The organism is Rhizobium sp. BT03 (assembly GCF_030053155.1).
Taxonomy (GTDB): Bacteria; Pseudomonadota; Alphaproteobacteria; order Rhizobiales; family Rhizobiaceae; genus Rhizobium.
The window spans coordinates 3,386,315-3,407,497 of the sequence record NZ_CP125640.1 but is presented as its reverse complement, the minus strand read 5'-3'; the positions used below and the strand labels follow the sequence as shown (position 1 = coordinate 3,407,497).

Here is a 21,183-nt window from a genome sequence, read left to right as displayed (position 1 = left end):
GTTTGATGCGACGCGCTTTAAGGAAGGGATTGGCGAGGATCAGGGGGATCTCTCGCCTCAATCAGGAGAACAGGGATGACGAAGTCTTTCAGCTTCGGTCTTTTGACCGCGTCCATGCTGGCGCTGAGCACGGGCGCCGCTTTTGCGGATTACGAACTCAATATTCTTCATATCAACGATTTCCATTCGCGCATCGAATCGATCAACAAATTCGACTCCACCTGCTCGGCCGAGGAAGAAGGCAAGAAGGAATGCTTCGGGGGCGCTGCCCGCCTGAAGACCGCGATCGACCAGCGCCGTCAGGCGCTTTCCGGCAAGAATGTCCTCCTGCTGAATGCCGGCGACAATTTCCAGGGCTCGCTCTTCTACACGACCTATAAGGGCGCGGCCGAAGCCGAATTCCTGAACCTGATGAAGTTCGACGCCATGACCGTCGGCAACCATGAGTTCGACGACAGCGAGGACGGGCTTGCGACCTTCCTCGACAAGGTGCAGTTCCCTGTGGTCACCGCGAACGTCAAGGCGACAGCCGCCTCCAAGCTCGGCGACCGCATCAAGCCCTCGCTGGTGCTCGATGTCGGCGGCCAGAAGATCGGCATCGTCGGCGCCGTCACCAATGACACATCAGAACTTTCCTCCCCCGGCCCGAACGTCACCATCGCCGACGACGTCCAGGCGATCACCGCGGCCATTCAGGATCTGAAGGGCCAGGGCGTCAATAAGATCATCGCGCTGACCCATGTCGGTTATCCCCGCGACCTCGCTTTGATCGCCAAGATCCCGGATGTCGACGTCGTTGTCGGCGGCCATTCCCATAGCCTGCTCTCCAATACCGACCCCAAGGCTGAGGGCCCCTATCCGACGATGGTCGACAATCCGGGCGGCTACAAGGTGCCGGTCGTCCAGGCGGCCTCCTACAGCAAATATCTCGGCGATCTCGTGGTCAATTTCGACGATAGCGGCGTCGTCAAGGATGCCAAGGGCGATCCGATCCTGATCGATTCAAGCTTTACGCCCGATCCGGCTGTTGTTGCCCGCATCGCGGAACTCGCCAAACCGATCGAAGAACTGCGCAAGAAGGTCATCGGCTCCTCCGAAGCCCCGATCGACGGCGATCGCAAGGTCTGCCGCGTCAAGGAATGCTCGATGGGCAATCTGGTGGCCGATGCCATGCTTGACCGCACCAAGAACCAGGGCGTCACCATCGCCTTCCAGAACGGCGGCGGCCTGCGTGCGTCGATCGACGGCGGTGAGGTCACCCAGGGCGAAGTCATCACCGTCCTGCCCTTCCAGAATACGCTCGCCACTTTCGAGACGACCGGTGCAGATGTCGTCAAGGCGCTCGAAAACGGCGTCAGCCAGATCGATCAGGGCGCCGGCCGCTTCCCGCAGGTCGCCGGCCTGAAATTCGCCTTCGACCAGTCGAAGCCTGTCGGCAGCCGCGTCAGCGATATCCAGGTGAAGGAGGGCGACAATTTCGCTCCGATCGACCAGGCCAAGACCTACAAAGTCGCCACCAACAACTTCATGCGCTCAGGCGGCGACGGCTATTCGATCTTCAAGGAAGGCAAGAACGCCTATGATTTCGGTCCGGATCTTGCCGACGTGACCGCCGAATATCTGGCCGCCCACTCACCCTATAAGCCCTATACCGACGGCCGCGTCACCGAAAACGGCGCGGCTGTGGCGCAGGCGCAGGCGCCGGCTGCCGCACCGGCAGCGCCGGCAGCCCCTGCACCAACCGCCGAACCCGCGCCCGCCCCTGCGGCACCCGCACCAGCCACCGAGCCTGCCCCGGCAGCGCCTGCCCCGGCAACACCAGCAACACCCGCCCCCGCTGCGGAACCAGCGCCGGCGCCGGCAGCCTCCGCACCTGCCGCAACGACGCCTTCCACCCACGTGATCGCCGCCGGTGATACCTTCTGGGATCTCGCCGTGACCTTCTATGGCGACGGCACGCTGTGGCGGAAGCTTTCGGAGGCCAACGGCAGTCCGAACCCGCGTCACCTGGCGGTGGGCAAAGAGATCGAGGTTCCCGCCAAGTAAGACGATTTGTCCCGATTTCCATCGCCGGCCCGGGCTTTCCCGGGCCGGCTTTTCTTTCTATAGGGTGAACCACGATCTTGGGGCTGCGTATGAGCCGACGAGACAGAAGAGCGTTGGGGCCAGAATGACAGCAGATATTTCACTCCGCCCGGCAGACCATCCGGCCGTCAAGTCAGGCAAGATCGGCGTGCTGCTGGTCAATCTCGGCACGCCCGATGGCACCGATTACAGGTCGATGCGCCGCTATCTCCGGGAGTTCCTGACTGATCGCCGCGTCATCGAATGGTCGCCCTGGAAGTGGTATCCGATCCTGTTCGGCATCGTGCTCAACACCCGCCCGCAGAAGGTCGGCAAGGCCTATGAGCTGATCTGGAACAAGGAGAAGAACGAAAGTTATCTCCGCACCTATACGCGCAACCAGTCCGAGCTGATGGCCGAGCGCCTGAGGGATCTCGAAAACGTCAAGGTCGACTGGGCGATGCGTTACGGCACGCCGTCGATCGCTTCGCGCATCGAGGCGCTGAAGCAAGAAGGCTGCGACCGTATCGTGCTCTTCCCGCTTTATCCGCAATATGCGGCAGCGACCACCGCCACCGTCAACGACAAGGCGTTCCAGAAGCTGCTTTCGATGCGCTGGCAGCCGGCATTGCGCACCGTGCCCGACTATCACGACGACGAGACCTATATCGAAGCCCTCGCACAGTCCGTCGACAAGCATCTTGCGACGCTCGATTGGAAGCCGGAGATGCTGCTCGCCTCCTTCCACGGCATTCCGATGTCCTATTTCAAGCAGGGCGATCCCTACTACTGTCAATGCCAGAAGACCGGCCGGCTGCTGCGCGAGCGGCTCGGGCTCACCAAGGAAAACTTCATGGTCACCTTCCAGTCCCGCTTCGGGCCGGAGGAATGGCTGCAGCCCTATACCGACAAGACGGTGGAGAAGCTCGCCAAGGACGGCGTCAAGCGAATCGCCGTCATCAATCCCGGCTTCGTTTCCGACTGCCTGGAGACGCTGGAAGAGATCGCCGAACAGGCCGCCCATTCCTTCCACGAGAATGGCGGCGAGAAGTTCGCACATATTCCCTGCCTCAATGATGGCGAGGACGGCATGAAGGTGCTGGAAAAGGTCGTCCGCCGCGAATTGCAGGGCTGGATCTGAGAGATCCCATACTGAAAAATCCGCCCTGACTCATCCTTCTTTTCCTTGGAGGCGGGGCCTTCGTGGGTCATTTCTTCCTCGCAAAGAACATGCTACCTCACCACATCAGTTGTGAGGCGCGCATGCATGCGCCGATAGGAGGAATTCATGCTGTTCGGCGGCTTCGACATCGTCGTGATCGTGCTGGTCATCTTCGTCATCCTGGTGCTCTTTGCCGGGATCAAGACCGTGCCGCAGGGCTATCGCTATACGATCGAGCGCTTCGGCCGCTACACCCGCACGCTGGAGCCCGGCCTCAACCTCATCACACCCTTCATCGAGCGTGTCGGCGCCCGGATGAACGTGATGGAGCAGGTGCTGAACGTGCCGACCCAGGAGGTGATCACCAAGGACAATGCCTCGGTATCGGCCGATGCCGTCGCCTTCTATCAGGTGCTGAACGCCGCCCAATCCGCCTATCAGGTTGCCAACCTCGAAAACGCCATCCTCAACCTAACCATGACCAACATCCGCTCGGTCATGGGCTCGATGGATCTCGACGAACTGCTGTCCAACCGCGATGCGATCAACGACCGGTTGCTGCGCGTCGTCGACGAGGCCGTGCAGCCCTGGGGCATCAAGGTCACCCGCGTCGAAATCAAGGACATCCAGCCGCCGCGCGACCTCGTCGACGCGATGGCCCGGCAGATGAAGGCCGAGCGCGAGAAACGCGCCCAGGTGCTGGAAGCCGAGGGCTCGCGTAACGCACAGATCCTCAGGGCCGAAGGCGCCAAGCAATCCGCCATTCTCCAGGCCGAGGGCCAGCGCGAGGCCGCCTTCCGCAACGCCGAAGCCCGCGAGCGCCTGGCCGAGGCCGAAGCCAAGGCGACGAAGATGGTTTCCGAAGCGATTGCCGCCGGCGACATTCAGGCAATCAACTATTTCGTCGCGCAGAAATACACCGAGGCGCTCACCTCGATCGGTTCGGCATCCAATTCCAAGATCGTGATGATGCCGATGGAAGCCTCTTCCATCCTGAGCTCGCTCGGCGGCATCGGCGCCATTGCCCGCGAAGTGTTCGGCGATGCCGGCAACAACCCGGCATCGCCGCCGCCCCTGCCGCGTCCGCGTCCGGCGCCGGCGCGCTCGACGCCGCCGATCAGCCCTTCGACCCCCAATCCGTTCAATCCCGATCAGGAGCGCTAAGCCATGCTGGCGAAGATCATCGCCGAACTTGGTCCCTGGAGCTGGTGGGTCGCGGGCCTCGTGCTGCTCGCCGCCGAAATGATCGTGCCCGGCTTCTTCCTGGTCTGGATCGGCCTTGCCGCCCTGATCGTCGGCGCGCTGTCGCTCATCTTCTGGGACAGCGCCTTCTGGGTCTGGGAGCTGCAGGCGATCCTTTTTGCACTGCTCGCCGTCGCCACGACCTTCGCCGGCCGCCGGCTGACGCTGCGCAATTCGACGACCGACGAGCCCTTCCTCAATCAGCGCGGCGCCAGCCTGGTCGGCCGCACGGCGACGCTGCACGAACCGATCCGCGAGGGCCGCGGCCGCATCCGCCTCGACGATACGCTATGGCAGGTGATGGGACCCGACGTGCCGGCGGGAACGCAGGTGAAGGTGGTTTCGAGCAACGGCCGCGATCTGACAGTCGAGCCCGTCTGATGTAACAGCTCTGATCAGGCGACGCCGATCCGCAGCAGGTCGTGGAAATGCACCAGGCCGACCGGCCGGCGGTCGTCGTCGATGACGATCAGCGCGCCGATGTGATGCTGGTTGAGCAGCGCCAGCGCGGCGGTCGCCAGCATCGTCGGCTTCACCGTCTTCGGCGTCCGCGTCATGATATCGTCGACGGCAAGTTCGGCAAGATTGCGGGTCAGGTTGCGCGCCATGTCGCCTTCGGTGACGATGCCGCAGAGCCGCCCATCCTCGTCAAGCACACCGACGCAGCCGAAATGCTTGCGCGACAGCACCGTGATCGCCTCCGGCATCGCCGTGCCCCTGGCCACGAGCGGCAGCCGCTCGCCGGTATGCATGATATCGGCAACATGCATCAGGCTCGCGCCCAGCTTGCCGCCGGGATGGAAGACGTGGAAATCCGTGGCGGTAAAGCCGCGCGCCTCCAACAGCGCCACCGCCAAAGCGTCGCCGATCGCAAGCTGCATGATAGCCGAGGTTGTCGGCGCCAGACCATGTGGGCAGGCTTCCGTTTCCTTGGGCAGTTTCAGCACGATATCAGCGGCCAGGCCGAGGCTCGATTCCTCATCATAGGTAATGGCGATCAGCGGAATGGAAAAACGCCTGGAATAAGAGAGGATCGCCTTGAGTTCTTGCGCCTGCCCGCTCCAGGAAACGGCGATGATTGCATCACCTTGCCCGATCATGCCGAGATCGCCGTGATTGGCCTCGGCCGCATGCACGAAGAATGCGGGCGTGCCCGTCGAAGCAAGCGTCGCAGCAATCTTAACGCCGATATGCCCGCTCTTGCCGACACCGGTGACGATGACACGCCCGGTGATGTCGCCGATGGTTTCGACAGCGCGGGTGAAGGGACCGGCCAATCCATTGGCGAAGGCCTGTTCGAGCGCTTCAAGACCGCGTCTTTCGATCTCTATCGTGCGTTTTGCCGATTCGAGGACGGTGTTTTCAACGAGGTTTATCGCTCTTCTGTTCATGAAGCTGCGTTAGACCTTTTCACTTTCCAAGTCCACCCCGCACTCTTTCCGAAATGTGAACGGCGCCCGCCATCGGCAACGAATGATTAACCACGAGGCTTTACCTTTGGGTAAGAACCGAAAGCATGTCAGGCGCGAATTGCATGGGCCAACCAAAACAGACGAGCAGTGTGACGCCGCTCCGCGCCATGAGCCGTGCCGTCTCTTTTGCTGCGTTCGGTGGCCTGCTTCTCAGCCAGACGGCTGCCCTGGCGCAGTCCGCCTCGCAGCAGCCCACAACGACGGCAAATAACCGCTCCACCGTCTTTCAGGACAATAGCACCACGAACACCGCAGCCGCCGCTGTCGATGACGGCACCGACGATGCGGTCACGCCTGCGGCAAACGGCGCGACTGCGAATGCGGATGATGCCCAGAGGCCCGCCATACCGGATGCGCAATCCGGCGACGACATTACCGGCTCAATCCTCGATGAGGACATCCGCCGGCTGAACACCCGCGAAGCGCCGATCGACGAAACGCTGCCGCGCCGCAAGGCTGCCGAAAGCACCTCGACGGCGGAAACGCCGGGCATTCCGATCGGCACCTTCGTGCTCCGCCCGAGCGTGACCCAGAGCATCAACACCGAGACTACCAAGGACGGCAATACCAGAGAGCAGCGCTCCTTCCTGGAAACCGATGCGGCCGCGACGCTGACCTCAGACTGGGGCCTACACCAGCTGACAGTAACTTCGGAAGGCGCCTGGCAAAAGAATGTCAGCGGCGAAGGCGAGGAGCAACCTTCCTTCAAGATCAACAGCGACCTCAGGCTGGATCTTCCCGACGATACGGTCGCCCACCTCACCGCCGGTTATAATTTCTATCGGGAAGATACAGACGACCCCGACGCCATTGCCAATGCCGCGCAACAGTCCGACGTGCAGGAATTCACAGCCGGCGCCTCCGTTCAACGCGATTTCGGCATCCTGCGCGGCACGACGGCACTGGCGCTGACCCGCTCGATCTATTCCGATGCCACGCTTTCGAACGGCACGACCGTGACCTTGAGCGACCGCGACCAGACGACCGGCACGCTGCGCGGCCGCGTAGGCTACGAGCTGTCGCCCGCGCTCATCCCCTTCATCGAAGCCACGATCGGCCGTACTCTCTATGACGAAACGCGCGATTCCGCCGGCTACGAGCGTTCCGGCCACAGCTATGGCGCCAAGGCCGGCGTCGAAGTCGATCTCGGCGAAAAGCTCAAAGGTGAGGTCGGTGTCGGTTACGCGATGGCCGATTTTGAAGACAGCCGTCTGTCTTCGATCGATACCGCGACGCTCGATGCGAGCCTGCTCTGGTCGCCGATCCGCGGCACCGACGTCAATTTCGACCTGCAGACGAGCATCCAGCCCTCGACCACGGCGGGCGAGAGCGGCTACGTCTCGCACGCCTTGACCACGACGGTCACCCACCAGCTGCGCGACAATCTGGTGGGCACGATGATCGGCGGCGTCATATGGCGCGATTATCCCACTGACAGCAGCATCAACGACGAGCTCGTCTACACCGCGGCGACCGGGCTGACCTGGAATATCAACCGCTATCTCGATCTGACCAGCACGCTCGGCTACGAGCTGACCACGCGCAAGGACGGCGACGACTCGCAGCAATTCCGCGCCGGCGTCGGCCTCAAGCTCAAACGCTAGAGCATGATGCCGAAAAGTGTGAGCGGTTTTCGGGCGACATCATGCTCTAACTCTTTAATTTAGAACAGGATGATTTAAGGCCGACCCGGCCTTAAATCATCCTGTTCTAGCGCAGCGGTACCTGCCCCAGACCACACGCAAAAGCGTCTTCCGAAATTGCTCCGAAGTGATCCGCCGCCCGCTCAGGCTGATGCTATCAGATCCTGCAGGATGCCGATGATGCGACGGTGCTGATGGGCGTGACGTGTGCGGATGCTGGTTGCGGCATAGACCGTCTGTTGAATGGGTGGAGCGTCCTCTATCGGGAAAGCGACGCCCTCCCTCGTAAGTCGCGCGGCGCTGCTTTTCATGAGGTAGGCAGCGCCCCCCAGCGTCGTCAGCAACCCCGTGATGGCGGTGTTCTGCCCCGACGCCAGCGGTGCTGCCGACAGATGCGGCAAAGCCAGTCTGTGGGCACGGTCGAAGGCCGGCGAATAGATGGCCTGGATATAGGTTTCGGGTCGAAGTGCGCCGACCGTACAGGCGACGGTGCTGACCAGATTATATGTCATTTCCCCGATTCTTTCATAGTAAAGGTCAGGCAGGTAGTGCGGCGTATAGAGAACGGCCAGATCGAGATCTCCGGCTGCGAGGTCTCGGTTCATCTGGATCGAGTAGTCCGCTTCCACGTAGATCGATGTCGCAGGCAGCTCGGCGCGGACCGCAGAAAGCCAGCGTCCGGCAAAGATTTCGGCAAGGTCGTGCTGAATGCCGAGCCGCATGGATCGCTCATAGGCGCCCGCATTCTCGACCGCCCGAGTTGCTTCATGCCACTGGTATTGCAGGGCTTTCGCATGATCTAGGAAACGCAGGCCCGACGCCGTCGGTGCGGTGCCACCCTTGTTGCGAGTGAAGAGCTTTCGGTTGAACTGCGCCTCCAGCGCCTTGACGCGATGGGAAACGGTTGATTGCGTGATGTTCAACCGCTCCGCCGTGCGGTTGAAGCTGCGGGTTTCCATCAGGTCGAGAAAAGTCTCGATAAGATCAATCTGCATGTTCTTTCCGGGCTCACTGGGCGAGGGCAATCTTCGCGTTATCTAATCGAATTCTTCGATCAATAAAGCAAGTTCCCTCCGCTTGATGCCGTTCCCGTTCGTTGCCAGACTTGCCTTCGAACGAGGAGCAGCCATGTCGAATTTGCCATCTCAAGCGCGCGTTGTGATCATCGGGGGAGGCGCTGTCGGCGTCTCCGCGCTCTATCATCTGGCCATGGCGGGCTGGACCGACGCAGTGCTTCTGGAAAAAAACGAATTGACGGCTGGATCGACTTGGCATGCGGCGGGCAATGTGCCGACGTTTTCTGCCTCCTGGTCGATCATGAACATGCAGCGCTATTCGGCCTCGCTCTATCGCGAGCTGGGCGCTCAGGTCGACTATCCGATGAATTACCACGTGACCGGCTCGATCCGGCTCGGCCACTCGAACGAGCGGCTGCAGGAATTCAAGCGTGTGGTCGGCATGGGACGTTACCAGGGCATGGATCTCGACATCCTGTCGCCTGAGCAGATCAAGTCGAAATATCCTTTTGTCGAGACCCATGACCTCATCGGCGCGCTCCACGATCCGCATGACGGCGACATCGATCCGGCGCAGCTGACCCAGGCCTTGGCGAAGGGCGCTCGCGACCTGGGGGCGAGGATCTTCCGCTTCTGTCCCGCAACCGGTGCGCGCCGGGAAAACGACGAATGGGTCGTTTCCACCCCGGAGGGTGATATCCGCTGCGAATATGTCGTCAACGCCGCCGGCTATTACGCCCGCGAAGTCGGCAAATGGTTCGGCCGCGAGGTACCGATGATGGTGATGAGCCATCAGTACATGCTGTTCGAAGAAATTCCTGAGCTTGCCGCTTGGTCGAAGGAGGTAGGCCACAAACTGCCGCTGCTGCGAGACGTCGATAGTTCCTATTATCTGCGGCAGGAAAAGACCGGAATGAACCTCGGTCCCTATGAGCGCAATTGCAAGGCGCATTGGCTGACGGCCGACGATCCGATGCCGGAGGATTTCTCCTTCCAGCTTTTCCCCGACGATCTTGAGCGGCTGGAATGGTATCTCAATGACGCAGTCGAGCGCGTGCCGATCCTCGGCACTGCCGGCCTGTCGCGCATGATCAACGGGCCTATCCCCTATACGCCGGATGGCAATCCGCTGATCGGGCCGATGCCGGGCGTGCCGAATGCGTTTGAGGCCTGCGTCTTCACTTTCGGCATCTGCCAGGCGGGCGGTGCCGGCAAGGTGCTGGCCGAATGGGTGACCGAAGGCCAGACCGAATGGGACATGTGGTCCTGCGACCCACGTCGCTACACGCACTTTGCTTCCGACCAGGACTACTGCGTCGCCAAGGGCATGGAAGTTTACGGCCACGAATATGCGATGCATTTCCCGAACCACGCCTGGCCTGCCGGTCGCAACAGGAAACTCTCGCCGATCCATGACCGGATCGCAGCACTTGGTGCGCAATTCAAGCCCTATAATGGCTGGGAGCGCGCCAGTTGGTACGCCAAATCAGGCGATGACACGTCGGAACAGTCAACGCAGACCTGGAATCGGGCGGGGCCGTGGCAGAAACGGATCGAGGAGGAATGCCTGGCAGTGCGCGATACCGCGGGCATTCTCGATCTGCCGGGCTTTTCCCGCTACCGCCTGCAGGGTGAGGGCGCACGCGACTGGCTGCTCGGCCTGATCACCGGCAAGGTGCCGAAAACCGGCCGCATCGGACTTGCCTATTTTGCCGACGACAAAGGCCGTATCGTCACCGAAATGTCGGTGATGGCGCTGGAAGAGAACCTTTTCTTCCTGACCACCGCGGCGACAGCGCAGTGGCACGATTTTGCATGGTTGCAGAAGCATCTGCCGAAAGACGCGCGATTCACGCTCGACGATGTGACGGACGATTTGGCCTGCCAGATACTGTCAGGGCCGCAATCGCGTGCCATCCTCGCAGACATCACGGATGCCGATCTTTCCAAGCCGTGGCTGACGCACCAGCCCTGCCGGATAGCGGGCCGCCGGCTGCAGCTGGTGCGCGTTTCCTTCGTCGGCGAGCTTGGCTGGGAGCTTCACACGAAGGTGGACGACACGGCCGCGGTCTTCGACGCGGTCTGGGCTGCAGGCGGGAAGCATGGCCTGAAGCCATTCGGCATGGAAGCACTCGACAGCCTGCGTATCGAGAAGCGCTACCGCGCCTGGAAGGGCGACCTTTCGACCGATTACACCATACTGCAGGGCGGGCTGGAACGTTTCGTCGACTGGGCGAAACCCGATTTCAAGGGCAAGGCGGCGCTCGAGCGCGAGAAGCAGCAAGGCGTGACGAAGCGCTTCGTCACATTGGCCGTCGATGCCGGCGAATGCGACGCCCCCTATATGTCGACGCTCTGGCGTGACGGTCAGGTGGTCGGAGAGACAACGTCGGGCAACTGGGGCTACCGAGTCGGCAAGTCCGTGGCGCTCGGCATGCTGCGGTCGGATCTGGCGGTGCCGGGCACGGAGCTGGAGGTTGAAATCTTCGGCGACCGGTTCAAGGCCGTCGTCCAGCCCGACCGGCCGTTATGGGATCCCGAAAACGGTAGGCTGCGAGCATGACGAAACCCATCCCCCAAAAGGCACGCGCGGTGATCATCGGCGGCGGGGTCTCAGGCTGTTCCATCGCCTACCATCTGGCGAAGCTTGGCTGGACCGATGTCGTACTGCTCGAACGCAAGCAGCTCACCTCGGGCACCACATGGCACGCGGCTGGCCTCATCGGTCAGCTCCGCGCCTCGCAAAACATGACGCGCCTCGCCAAATATTCCGCCGATCTCTACATCAGGCTGGAGGCCGAAACCGGCATCGGCACCGGCATGCGCCAAAATGGCTCGATCACCGTTGCCCTGACCGACGAGCGTAAGGAAGAGATCTACCGTCAGGCCTCGTTGGCCCGGGCGTTCAAAATCGACGTTCGCGAGATTTCGCCGCAAGAGGCGAAGGCGCTTTACCCCCATCTCAACATCGGCGACGTCAAGGCAGCGGTTCACCTGCCGCTCGACGGACAATGCGACCCGGCAAACATTGCCATGTCGCTCGCCAAGGGCGCTCGGCAGCAGGGAGCGAACATCATCGAAGGCGTAAAGGTCATCGAGGTGCTTGCCAGGGATGGTCGAGTCGTCGGCGTCGTCTGCGAGCAGGCCGGCGAGCGTTTCACGATCGAGACGGAAAATGTCGTCAACGCCGCCGGCATGTGGGGCAGAGATCTCGCTCGGCAATCCGGCGTCACCTTGCCGCTGCATGCCTGCGAGCATTTCTACATCGTCACCGAGCCGGTTGGGGGATTGAAGTCTCTGCCTGTGCTGCGTGTGCCGGACGAGTGTACCTATTACAAAGAAGATGCCGGCAAGATGCTCATTGGCGCCTTCGAGCCGGTCGCCAAGCCCTGGCCGCCGGCGGGCGAGGCGATCCGCGAGGACTTCTGCTTTGACCAATTGCCGGAGGATTTCGATCACTTCCAGCCGATCCTCGAAATGGCGATCAACCGGATGCCGATGCTGGAAACTGCCGGCATCCACACCTTCTTCAATGGACCGGAGAGCTTTACGCCCGACGATCGCTATTATCTAGGCGAGGCGCCGGAACTGAAAGGCTATTGGGTGGCGGCCGGATACAATTCGATCGGCATCGTATCTTCCGGTGGCGCCGGTATGGCGCTTGCTCAATGGATGAACGACGGCGAACCGCCCTTCGATCTCTGGGAGGTAGACATCCGCCGCGCCCAGCCCTTCCAGAAGAACCGGTTCTACCTGAAGGAGCGAGTCACGGAGACGCTCGGCCTGCTTTACGCCGACCATTTCCCCTATCGGCAGATGGCGACCGCGCGCGGCATACGCCGCTCGCCGATCCATGAGCACCTTGCGGCGCGTGGCGCCGTGTTCGGCGAAGTGGCCGGCTGGGAGCGCGCCAACTGGTTCGCCAGGGAAGGGCAAGAGCGGAAATACGAGTATAGCTGGCGGCGGCAGAACTGGTTTGAAAACCAGCGCGAGGAACATCTGGCGATCAGGACCGGCGTCGGTTTCTTCGACATGACCTCCTTTGGGAAAATCCGGGTCGAAGGGCGCGGCGCCTGTCGCTTCCTGCAACGGCTCTGCGCCAACCAGATAGACGTGCCCGCCGGCCGTATCGTCTACACGCAGATGCTGAACCGTCGTGGCGGCATCGAAAGCGACCTCACGGCAACCCGGCTGACCGAAACCGCCTTCCTGCTCATTGTTCCAGCTGCGACACTGCAGCGTGATCTTGCCTGGCTGCGCAGGCACGTGGCCGATGAAAATGTCGTGGTTACCGATATGACGGTCGCCGAAAGCGTGCTCTGCGTGATGGGTCCGAAGTCGCGTCAGCTGATGCAGAGGATCAGCCCTGACGATTTCTCCAACGACGCCCATCCCTTCGGCGCCGCGCGGGAAATCGAGATCGGCATGGGACTGGCGCGCGCTCACCGCGTCACCTATGTCGGCGAGCTCGGCTGGGAGCTTTACGTCTCCACCGACCAGGCCGCCCACGTTTTTGAGGCGCTGGAACTGGCAGGCCTGGACCTCGGCCTGAAGCTTTGCGGCATCCACACGCTCGATAGCTGCCGCATCGAAAAGGCGTTCCGCCATTTCGGCCATGACATTACCGATGAGGATCATGTGCTGGAAGCAGGCCTCGGCTTCGCCGTCAAAACCGGCAAAGGGGAGTTCATCGGCCGCGATGCCGTCTTGCACAAGCAGGAAACGGGCATTGATCGCCGGCTGGTGCAATTCAAGCTCACAGATCCTGAACCGTTGCTCTTTCACAACGAGGCAATCGTCCGCGACGGAGAGATCGTCGGCACGACAACCTCCGGCAATTACGGCCATTTCCTCGGCGGTGCGATCGGTCTGGGTTACGTGCCCTGTAAGGGTGAGAGCGCGGCGGAAGTGCTTGGCTCATGTTACGAGATCGAGATTGCAGGAACGAGGGTGAGAGCCGAGCCATCGCTTGCGCCGATGTATGATCCGAATGCCGCGAGGGTCCGGATGTGATGACGGACCTATCGGTATTTCCGGAGACATTCCCATGCTAGCACCTGAAACCAAAACACCGGCTGCGCCATCGGTCGACCGCATCGATCAGCTCATTGCGGCTCATAGACCGGGCCACGGTCTTGCCCGGCCATTCTACATGGATCCGGACATTTATGAGCGGGATCTGGAGCGCGTGTTCCGCCGCCATTGGCATTGCCTCGCGCATGAGAGCGTTGTTCCGCAGCCGAATGACTTCGAAGTGTTTCGCATGGCCTCGGAGCAGGTGATCGTCACGCGACACGCCGATGGAACAATTCATGCTCTGCTCAATGTCTGCCGCCATCGCGGCGCCGAGGTCTGCACCCGGGATAAGGGCAATGCCCGTGTCTTTGTCTGTCCCTACCATGCCTGGACCTATGGCAATGACGGAAGCCTGAAGGCAGCAAGGCTGATGCCAAAGGATTTCAAGCGGGAGGATTACGGGCTGAAGACGCTGCATGTCCGTGTGGTCGAAGGCTTGATCTTCATTTCCTTCGCAGACGACCCGCTCGATTTCTCCGAGGTCGAGAATCTGCTTCATGCGACCTGCGGCCAATATGGCTGGGGGCAGGCTAAGGTGGCGCATCGGCAGACCTATCCGGTCGACGCCAACTGGAAGCTGGCAGTGGAAAACTATGTGGAATGCTACCATTGCGGCCCGGCGCACCCCGAATATTCGCAGACTCACGCGCTGGAACAGCCGCTGCACATGATTGAGGCGCTAAACGCCTCGATGGAGGAACGCACATGCGCCCTCGGCATCGAGGTCGGTTCCGGCGATCACTGGAAGACATCCGCGACAGGCAGAGAAGCCATCCACGCGTTCCGCTATGCGCTTTATGACGGTGTTAAGACCGGCAGCCAAGACGGCTCGCCGCTCAGCATGCTGATGGGCCGATTTACCGAATTTGATGGTGGCGTCACCTCCGTCCATCTCGGCGGCACCTCATTTCTCGTCTGCTATCCCGACCACGGTATGATCTACCGCTTCATTCCGAAGGGCCCGAGAGCTTGCGAGATGGAACTGATCTGGCTCGTCAACAGTAAAGCCGAGGAGGGCAGAGACTATGATCTCGCCAAGCTCGTGTGGCTCTGGACGGTGACGACCGACGAGGACAAGGCCATCATCGAGCACACGTCGCGCGGCGTTCTCTCGCACTATTTCTTGCCGGGACCGATCGCGCCGATGGAGCAGAACGAGCTGCGCTACATTAACTGGTATCTGGACGAGATCAGTCGGCCGAATTGAGCGAATTCTAAATGCATGTTGCCCGGAAGTGTGCAGCGGTTCCGGGATAACGACATGCATAAAAACAACAAGCTAAAGCGCCGCGCATCCTATGGGATGCGCGGCGCTCTGTCATTGATGCGCGGAAGAGAACCTTACCGCAGGCCGGCCAGCAATTCCTTGAAACCGCCTTCGACGGTCGGGCGGATATCGGCGCGTTCGAGGGCGTAGGCGACATTCGCCAGAATGAAGCCGTCCTTGGCGCCGCAGTCATAGGTCGTGCCGCGGAAGTGATAGCCGGCGAAATCCTGCTCCTTCAAGAGCTTCAGCATGCCGTCGGTGAGCTGGATCTCGTTGCCGGCGCCGCGCTCCTGGGTTTCGAGGATCTTGAAGATTTCCGGCTGCAGGATGTAGCGGCCGTTGATGAAGAAGTTGGAAGGCGCGGTTCCCTTGGCGGGCTTTTCCACCATGCCGGTGATGCGGAAGCCCTCGCCGATCGCCTCGCCGACGCCGACGATGCCGTATTTATGCGCCTGATCGGGCGCGCATTCCTCGACGGCGATGATATTGCCGCCGCTCTGGCCGTAAAGATCGATCATGCCCTTCATGCAGCCCTTGTCGCCCTTCATGATCATATCGGGCAGCAGCAGGGCGAAGGGCTCGTCACCGACGATCTCGCGGGCGCACCACACCGCATGGCCGAGGCCGAGCGGCTCCTGCTGGCGGGTGAAGCTTACCGTGCCGGCCTTCGGCAATTGCTGGGCGAGAAGGGTAATCTCAGCCTTCTTGGCACGTTCCTTGAGCGTCTGCTCCAGCTCGAAATGGATGTCGAAATAATCTTCGATGACGTGCTTGTTGCGTCCGGTGACGAACACCAGATGTTCGATCCCGGCCTCGATCGCCTCATCGACGACATATTGAATGATCGGCTTGTCGACGACGGTCAACATTTCCTTCGGAACAGCCTTGGTTGCCGGCAGGAATCGCGTTCCCAACCCGGCAACCGGAAATACTGCTTTACGAACTTTATTGTGTTGAGCCACACCCGGCCTCCTGCTTCGATTCATATCGCTTTGGAAATGGAGCTTTTTAGCTTTAACTAGTATAGAATTGCTACTGTTTTGCAAATGGTGACCGCAGCGGATCGCCATGGTAAAGAATTTGTTGACTCCGTTCCTGTAGTCTCGGGTCTGGGCGGACATGATGCCCCGCTGCGCCAGAAACTGAAGATGACGGATAACACTGTCGATGACCCAGAATCACAAAAACTCCCTTCGTGGTCTTGCTCTCGCCCTCATTGTCGCCGCCCAGGTGGGACTGGTCCCCGACAACGCGAAAGCCGATTCCCGATTCCAGAAATGGATCGCGGATTTTTACCAAACAGCCGCTCAGAGTGGCATCAGTAAGGCAACCTATCAAAAGGCCTTTTCCGGGGTGAGCGAGCCCGATCCGACCGTGCTGGAAAAGGCGGCCTACCAGCCTGAATTCACGTCGAAGATCTGGGACTACGTCGATTCCCGCGTCAATCCCTATACGGTCAAGATCGGCCGCGAGATGGCCGCCAAGCACGCAAGAACGCTCGCGGCGATCGAACAGCGATTCGGCGTCGACAAGACCATTCTACTCGCAATTTGGTCGATGGAATCCAATTACGGCGCGATTCTCGACAAGGACGACCGGCTGCATTACGTGCCGCGCGCGCTGGCAACACTTGCCTATGCTGATCCGAGCCGCGCCAAATTCGCCAAGAAGCAGCTGGTCGCCGCGCTGAAGATCCTGCAGAACGGCGATGTGCCGGCCCGCGAGATGACCGGCTCCTGGGCCGGCGCCATGGGCCACACCCAGTTCATCCCGACAAGCTACCTGCTTTATGCCGTTGATGCCGACGGCAACGGCCATCGTGATATCTGGAACTCCGTGCCCGATGCGCTGGCGACCTCGGCCAATCTGCTGATGAAGAACGGCTGGGATACCGGCAAGACCTGGGGCTACGAAGTTGTCGTTCCCGCCGCAGCCGCCAAGCAGGCCGGCAAGACCCATACACTCGCCCAATGGGCAGCCCTCGGCTTGACCCGGCCGAACGGCAAGGCCTTCCGCGAGAGCGCCACCAAAGCCGTGCTGAAAATGCCGGCCGGGCCCAGTGGCCCGGGCTTCCTGATGACCGCCAACTTCTTCACCATCAAGAATTACAATGCCTCGGACAGCTATGCGCTTGCCGTCGGCCTGCTCGCCGACCAGATCGCCGGCTATGGCGGCATGCAGCAGCGCTGGCCGCGGCCGGACGGCGCCCTCGACATCACCGAGAAATTCGAGCTGCAGACCCGTCTGAAGACGCTCGGCTATTATAATGGCGAGGTCGACGGTAATTTTGGGTCGGGTTCGAAGGCGGCGATATCGGCGGTGCAGTCGCGCATCGGCATGCAGCCGGACGGCGAACCCTCATTGCCGCTTCTGAACGCACTGCGTCGCTAGAAGCGGCGGAATCGTGACCTAGATAATAGCGGGAGTGGACGCTGGCCTGCCCTGCGTGCAAGATGCCGGCAGATGCGGAACTGCCCATGATGAAGAAAACTGACCGGACACCCATCCGTTGGCTCGTGCTCGCCCTGGCGGCGGCTTCGCTATGCCTCGGCGCACTTGCGCCGGTGCATATGGCGGAAGCCCAGGAGCAGCGCTACCAGCGCCGTTCGATCCTCGATTTCTTCCTCGGCCGGCGCTACCTCGACGACGGGCCGCAGGCGCCCGACGCCCCGCAGCCGAAGCGCCAGCAGCAGCGAAAGCGCCCGCCGGCGCAGAAAGCCGTCGTCAACACCCGCACCGCGCCGCCGCTCCGCGCACCCGTGCAGGAGGAGGAGCCGGCGGTGCAGAAGCTCGGCAATGCCAAGAAGATCCTGATCGTCGGCGATTTCCTGGCCAGCGGCCTCGGCGACGGCCTGACCGCCGCCTTCGAGACTTCGCCCGGGGTGGTCGTCGAAGCCCGCGGCAATGTCTCATCGGGTCTCGTGCGCGACGACTATTACGACTGGCCGGAACAGCTGCCGAAGATGGTCGACGAGCTGAAGCCGGTCATGGTCGTCGTCATGATCGGCGCCAACGACCGCCAGCAGATGGTGACCGATACCGCCAAGGAGAAGTTCCGCACCGACGGCTGGTTTACTGAATACCGCCGCCGCGTCCTTTCCTTCGGCAAAGAGGTTACCGACCGCAAGATCCCGCTGCTCTGGGTCGGCCTTCCCGCCTTCGAATCCGATCAGATGACGGCCGATGCCGTCCAGATGAATCAGCTTTACCGCAACCAGGTCGAAAGCATCGGCGGCGAATTCGTCGACATCTGGGATGGTTTCGTCGATGAAAACAGCAACTTCATCGTCACCGGCTCGGATGTGAACGGCCAGCAGGTGCGCCTGCGCACCTCCGATGGCATCAACCTGACACAGGCCGGCCGGCGCAAGCTCGCCTTCTATGTGGAAAAGCCGGCCCGGCGCATTCTCGGCACCCAGGCAAGCCCGGATCTGATCCGCCTGGACGAAAGCAATCTGCCCGGGCTCGGCCTTCCCGCCAATCCGGTCGAACACACCGTGCCGATCAGCCTCTCCGATCCCAATCTCGACGGCGGCGCCGAGCTTCTCGGCGCCAGGCCCCCGCCAATGGCTTTGACACGATCGCCCCGCGACCTCCTGGTCGAGCAGGGCGAAATGACGCCCGCGCCGCCCGGCCGCGTCGACGACTACCGCCTGCCTGCGGCAAAGACGCCGGCCGAAGTCTCGGTCAAATGAAAAGTCCGCGCGGCGGCCTTCCTTTTCGTTCCGTTTACACCGCCCCCACCTGCGGCCAGCTCAGATAATAATAATCCGAGCCGATCAGGCCGAAGAAGGCGTTGCTGTCGGTCGTCTGGTCGACATAGCTGCCGTTTTCCTTGACGAAAGCGCCGTCGGCGCCGCGCTCCAGATGCGCATCGAGGAAGTCGCTCCAGCCGCTGACATCAACCTGCTTGCCGGCCTTGCTTTCGGTATCGGCCTCGTCGGGATCGTCGACGTCCCAGGCGGCAATCGATACGCCCTGCGTCGGATCGGTGATGGTGAGCTTGCCCGCTTCCAGCGCGGCCAGCATATCATGGGCCTTGCCGCTTTCGCCTTCGGCCGCCGCCGCATCCTGCAGCTGCTGCTTCAGCATCGACATGAAGGAGGCGCTGGTGACGTCGGCGCCGTCACCCGTCGCGTCGGCCTCATCAGACGTCTCGCTCTGGGATGAAAGCGTGTCCAGCAGCCCGGACAGCGCCTGATTGGAAAGCAGCGAGGCGGAGCTCGAATCGAGCCCGTAGCTGCTCAGGATACCGGCGGCCGACGAAGTCTGACTATCCTGAGAACTGTCGTCGTCGGAGCTGCGAAGGTTTTTCAGGGCATATTGGGCCGAAACCAGCCTTGTGCTGTCAACTGCGGAAACCATTTGAAAAATCCTGGTGAAATGCCTGTGCGGCTTCGGTCGCCGCCGGCTCCTCCTGAGCTCGGCGTCCGCTGGAAAATCTCGCGTCCCGGCATTGCTTGAGGCTTGCGGCGGATGTCTCCGCGTCAAGCGGTCGCACCGGTGGCGGTCGCACCAGCGCAAGCCTCCAAAAAAAACTCCGCCGGAAAGGCGGAGTTTTGTCTCGGGAGCTCTATGTGGCCTGCGGTCAGTTCGGCAGAACGCTCGAACCCATCAATGCCTCATCGATGGCGCGCGCCGCCTGGCGGCCTTCGCGGATTGCCCAGACCACCAGCGACTGGCCGCGGCGCACATCGCCCGCCGTCCAGAACTTGTCGACCGACGTCCTGTAGTCGCGGTCGTTGGCGACGACATTGGTCGAGCCGCGCTTATCCGTGTTGAGCGTCAGCTTTCCCTCGAGTTCCTTCAGCACGCTTGTCGTGAAGGGCCCGCGGAAACCGATGGCGATGAAGGCGAGATCGGCGCGAATGACGAATTCCGTGCCCGGAACCGGCCGCCGGCGCTCGTCGACCTCGCAGCACTTGACACCGGTCAGCACGCCGTCTTCGCCGACGAATTCGAGCGTCGCCACCTGAAACTCGCGCACGGCGCCCTCGGCCTGCGAGGAGGAGGTGCGCATCTTCGTTGCCCAGAAGGGCCAGACGGCAAGCTTGTCTTCCTTCTCCGGCGGCTGCGGCCGGATGTCGAGCTGGGTGACCTTGACGGCGCCCTGGCGGAACGCCGTTCCGACGCAGTCCGAAGCCGTATCGCCGCCGCCGACGACGACGATATGTTTGGCGCCGGCAAGGATCGGGTCCGACGGCCAGCCGACGCTGTCGATATTCTCACGCCCGACGCGGCGGTTCTGCTGCACGAGATAGGGCATCGCATCATGCACGCCGGCGAGGTCCGTGCCGGGAATGCCCGCCTCGCGCGGCGTCTCGGAGCCGCCGCAGTAAAGAACGGCGTCGTGATCGGCGAGCAGTTGCTCGACCTTGACGTCGACGCCGACATTGACGCCGCAATGGAAGGTGACGCCCTCGCCCTTCATCTGCTCGACGCGGCGGTCGATGAAGTTCTTTTCCATCTTGAAGTCGGGGATGCCGTAGCGCAGCAGGCCGCCCGGCTTGGTCTCGCGCTCATAGACATGCACCTCGTGGCCGGCGCGGCCGAGCTGCTGGGCCGCCGCCATGCCGGCTGGGCCGGAGCCGATGACGGCGACCTTCTTGCCGGTATGAACCGTGGCCGGCTGCGGCCGGATGAAGCCGAGCTCATAGGCCTTGTCGGCGATCGCCTGTTCGACCGTCTTGATGGCAACCGGCGCATCCTCGAGATTCAACGTGCAGGCTTCCTCGCAAGGCGCCGGGCAGACGCGGCCGGTGAACTCCGGGAAGTTGTTGGTCGAATGCAGGTTCTGGATCGCCGCTTCCCAGTTGTTGTTGTAGACGAGGTCGTTCCAGTCGGGGATCTGGTTGTGAACCGGGCAGCCCGTGGGGCCGTGACAATAGGGGATGCCACAGTCCATGCAGCGCGCGGCCTGTTTCTGCACTTCCGGGTCCGACATCGGGATCGTGAACTCACGGAAATGACGGATGCGATCCGACGCCGGCTGGTACTTCGCCACCTGCCGGTCGATTTCCAGAAACCCTGTTACCTTACCCATATCTTCGTCCCTTACCCTCATGACCGCCTCACCGCAGCCAATCTGTCTATCGTCAGTCCCGGTATCCCGAGCGAGTTGCTTGTCTTGACCGCCATGGATCATATCCCTTGCAAGACATCCGTGTGATCTGGCCGGCCTTCGCCGTCGGCTTTCACGGGTCATCGAGATATTCGCCATCCGTCACCTCAGTCAGCAGAT

The 21,183-nt window shown here is 61.7% G+C and carries 15 protein-coding genes; 10 read left to right on the top strand and 5 right to left on the bottom strand.

Features of this window, described 5'->3' with window-relative positions; genetic code table 11:
• Nucleotides 1-75 precede the first annotated feature (75 nt).
• The 4 genes from QMO80_RS16600 (at nucleotide 76) to QMO80_RS16585 (ending at nucleotide 4,849) form a co-directional block, all read left to right on the top strand.
• Nucleotides 76-2,046, top strand: coding sequence for a 5'-nucleotidase C-terminal domain-containing protein (locus QMO80_RS16600; RefSeq protein ID WP_283197523.1), 1,971 nt, complete (start codon nucleotides 76-78; stop codon nucleotides 2,044-2,046).
• A 124-nt stretch (nucleotides 2,047-2,170) separates the two neighbouring features.
• Nucleotides 2,171-3,205 (top strand): ferrochelatase, encoded by a 1,035-nt coding sequence (gene hemH, locus QMO80_RS16595; RefSeq protein WP_283197522.1) that lies wholly within the window; start codon nucleotides 2,171-2,173, stop codon nucleotides 3,203-3,205.
• Nucleotides 3,206-3,352: 147 nt separating this feature from the next.
• On the top strand, nucleotides 3,353-4,390 hold the full coding sequence (locus QMO80_RS16590) for an SPFH domain-containing protein (RefSeq protein WP_283197521.1): 1,038 nt from the start codon (nucleotides 3,353-3,355) through the stop codon (nucleotides 4,388-4,390).
• Nucleotides 4,391-4,393: 3 nt separating this feature from the next.
• A complete protein-coding gene (locus QMO80_RS16585) occupies nucleotides 4,394-4,849 on the top strand; it encodes an NfeD family protein (protein ID WP_283197520.1) in 456 nt (151 codons plus the stop codon).
• Between the two features lie 14 nt (nucleotides 4,850-4,863).
• Here the strand turns inward: QMO80_RS16585 and QMO80_RS16580 are convergent, their stop codons facing one another.
• Nucleotides 4,864-5,859, bottom strand: coding sequence for an SIS domain-containing protein (locus QMO80_RS16580; protein ID WP_283197519.1), 996 nt, complete (start codon nucleotides 5,857-5,859; stop codon nucleotides 4,864-4,866).
• 143 nt (nucleotides 5,860-6,002) lie between these two features.
• Between QMO80_RS16580 and QMO80_RS16575 the strand changes: the two genes are divergently transcribed.
• A complete protein-coding gene (locus QMO80_RS16575) occupies nucleotides 6,003-7,544 on the top strand; it encodes an outer membrane beta-barrel protein (protein ID WP_283197518.1) in 1,542 nt (513 codons plus the stop codon).
• Nucleotides 7,545-7,726: 182 nt separating this feature from the next.
• Here QMO80_RS16575 and QMO80_RS16570 read toward each other — a convergent pair whose 3' ends face one another.
• On the bottom strand, nucleotides 7,727-8,578 hold the full coding sequence (locus QMO80_RS16570) for a LysR family transcriptional regulator (RefSeq protein WP_283197517.1): 852 nt from the start codon (nucleotides 8,576-8,578) through the stop codon (nucleotides 7,727-7,729).
• A 133-nt stretch (nucleotides 8,579-8,711) separates the two neighbouring features.
• Here QMO80_RS16570 and QMO80_RS16565 point away from each other — a divergent pair, with 133 nt between their 5' ends.
• The 3 genes from QMO80_RS16565 to QMO80_RS16555 are packed head-to-tail and all read left to right on the top strand — an operon-like array spanning nucleotide 8,712 to nucleotide 14,882.
• Nucleotides 8,712-11,162, top strand: a complete 2,451-nt coding sequence (locus tag QMO80_RS16565) for an FAD-dependent oxidoreductase (RefSeq protein ID WP_283197516.1) — start codon at nucleotides 8,712-8,714, stop codon at nucleotides 11,160-11,162.
• Nucleotides 11,159-13,612, top strand: coding sequence for an FAD-dependent oxidoreductase (locus QMO80_RS16560; RefSeq protein WP_283197515.1), 2,454 nt, complete (start codon nucleotides 11,159-11,161; stop codon nucleotides 13,610-13,612). The genes QMO80_RS16565 and QMO80_RS16560 overlap by 4 nt, the downstream gene beginning before the upstream one ends.
• A 34-nt stretch (nucleotides 13,613-13,646) precedes the next feature.
• Nucleotides 13,647-14,882: an aromatic ring-hydroxylating dioxygenase subunit alpha gene (locus QMO80_RS16555; protein ID WP_283197514.1), complete on the top strand. Its 1,236-nt coding sequence runs from the start codon at nucleotides 13,647-13,649 to the stop codon at nucleotides 14,880-14,882.
• 134 nt (nucleotides 14,883-15,016) lie between these two features.
• Here QMO80_RS16555 and galU read toward each other — a convergent pair whose 3' ends face one another.
• Complete coding sequence (galU, locus tag QMO80_RS16550) at nucleotides 15,017-15,904, bottom strand: UTP--glucose-1-phosphate uridylyltransferase GalU (protein ID WP_064840699.1); 888 nt, start codon at nucleotides 15,902-15,904, stop codon at nucleotides 15,017-15,019.
• Between the two features lie 205 nt (nucleotides 15,905-16,109).
• On the opposite strand from galU, the gene QMO80_RS16545 reads away from it, so the two are divergent.
• Together QMO80_RS16545 and QMO80_RS16540 are read left to right on the top strand one after the other, a co-directional pair.
• The gene (locus QMO80_RS16545) at nucleotides 16,110-17,333 is read left to right on the top strand and encodes a lytic murein transglycosylase (RefSeq protein ID WP_283197513.1); all 1,224 of its coding nucleotides are present in this window, start codon (nucleotides 16,110-16,112) and stop codon (nucleotides 17,331-17,333) included.
• A 62-nt stretch (nucleotides 17,334-17,395) separates the two neighbouring features.
• Nucleotides 17,396-18,637 carry an SGNH family hydrolase gene (locus QMO80_RS16540; RefSeq protein ID WP_283197512.1) on the top strand — a complete coding sequence of 414 codons (1,242 nt, stop codon included), beginning with the start codon at nucleotides 17,396-17,398 and terminating at the stop codon, nucleotides 18,635-18,637.
• A 34-nt stretch (nucleotides 18,638-18,671) separates the two neighbouring features.
• On the opposite strand, the gene QMO80_RS16535 is transcribed toward QMO80_RS16540, so the two are convergent.
• Together QMO80_RS16535 and QMO80_RS16530 are read right to left on the bottom strand one after the other, a co-directional pair.
• The gene (locus QMO80_RS16535; RefSeq protein ID WP_283197511.1) at nucleotides 18,672-19,307 is read right to left on the bottom strand and encodes a hypothetical protein; all 636 of its coding nucleotides are present in this window, start codon (nucleotides 19,305-19,307) and stop codon (nucleotides 18,672-18,674) included.
• Between the two features lie 223 nt (nucleotides 19,308-19,530).
• A complete protein-coding gene (locus QMO80_RS16530) occupies nucleotides 19,531-20,985 on the bottom strand; it encodes a glutamate synthase subunit beta (protein ID WP_071090930.1) in 1,455 nt (484 codons plus the stop codon).
• Nucleotides 20,986-21,183: the final 198 nt, after the last annotated feature.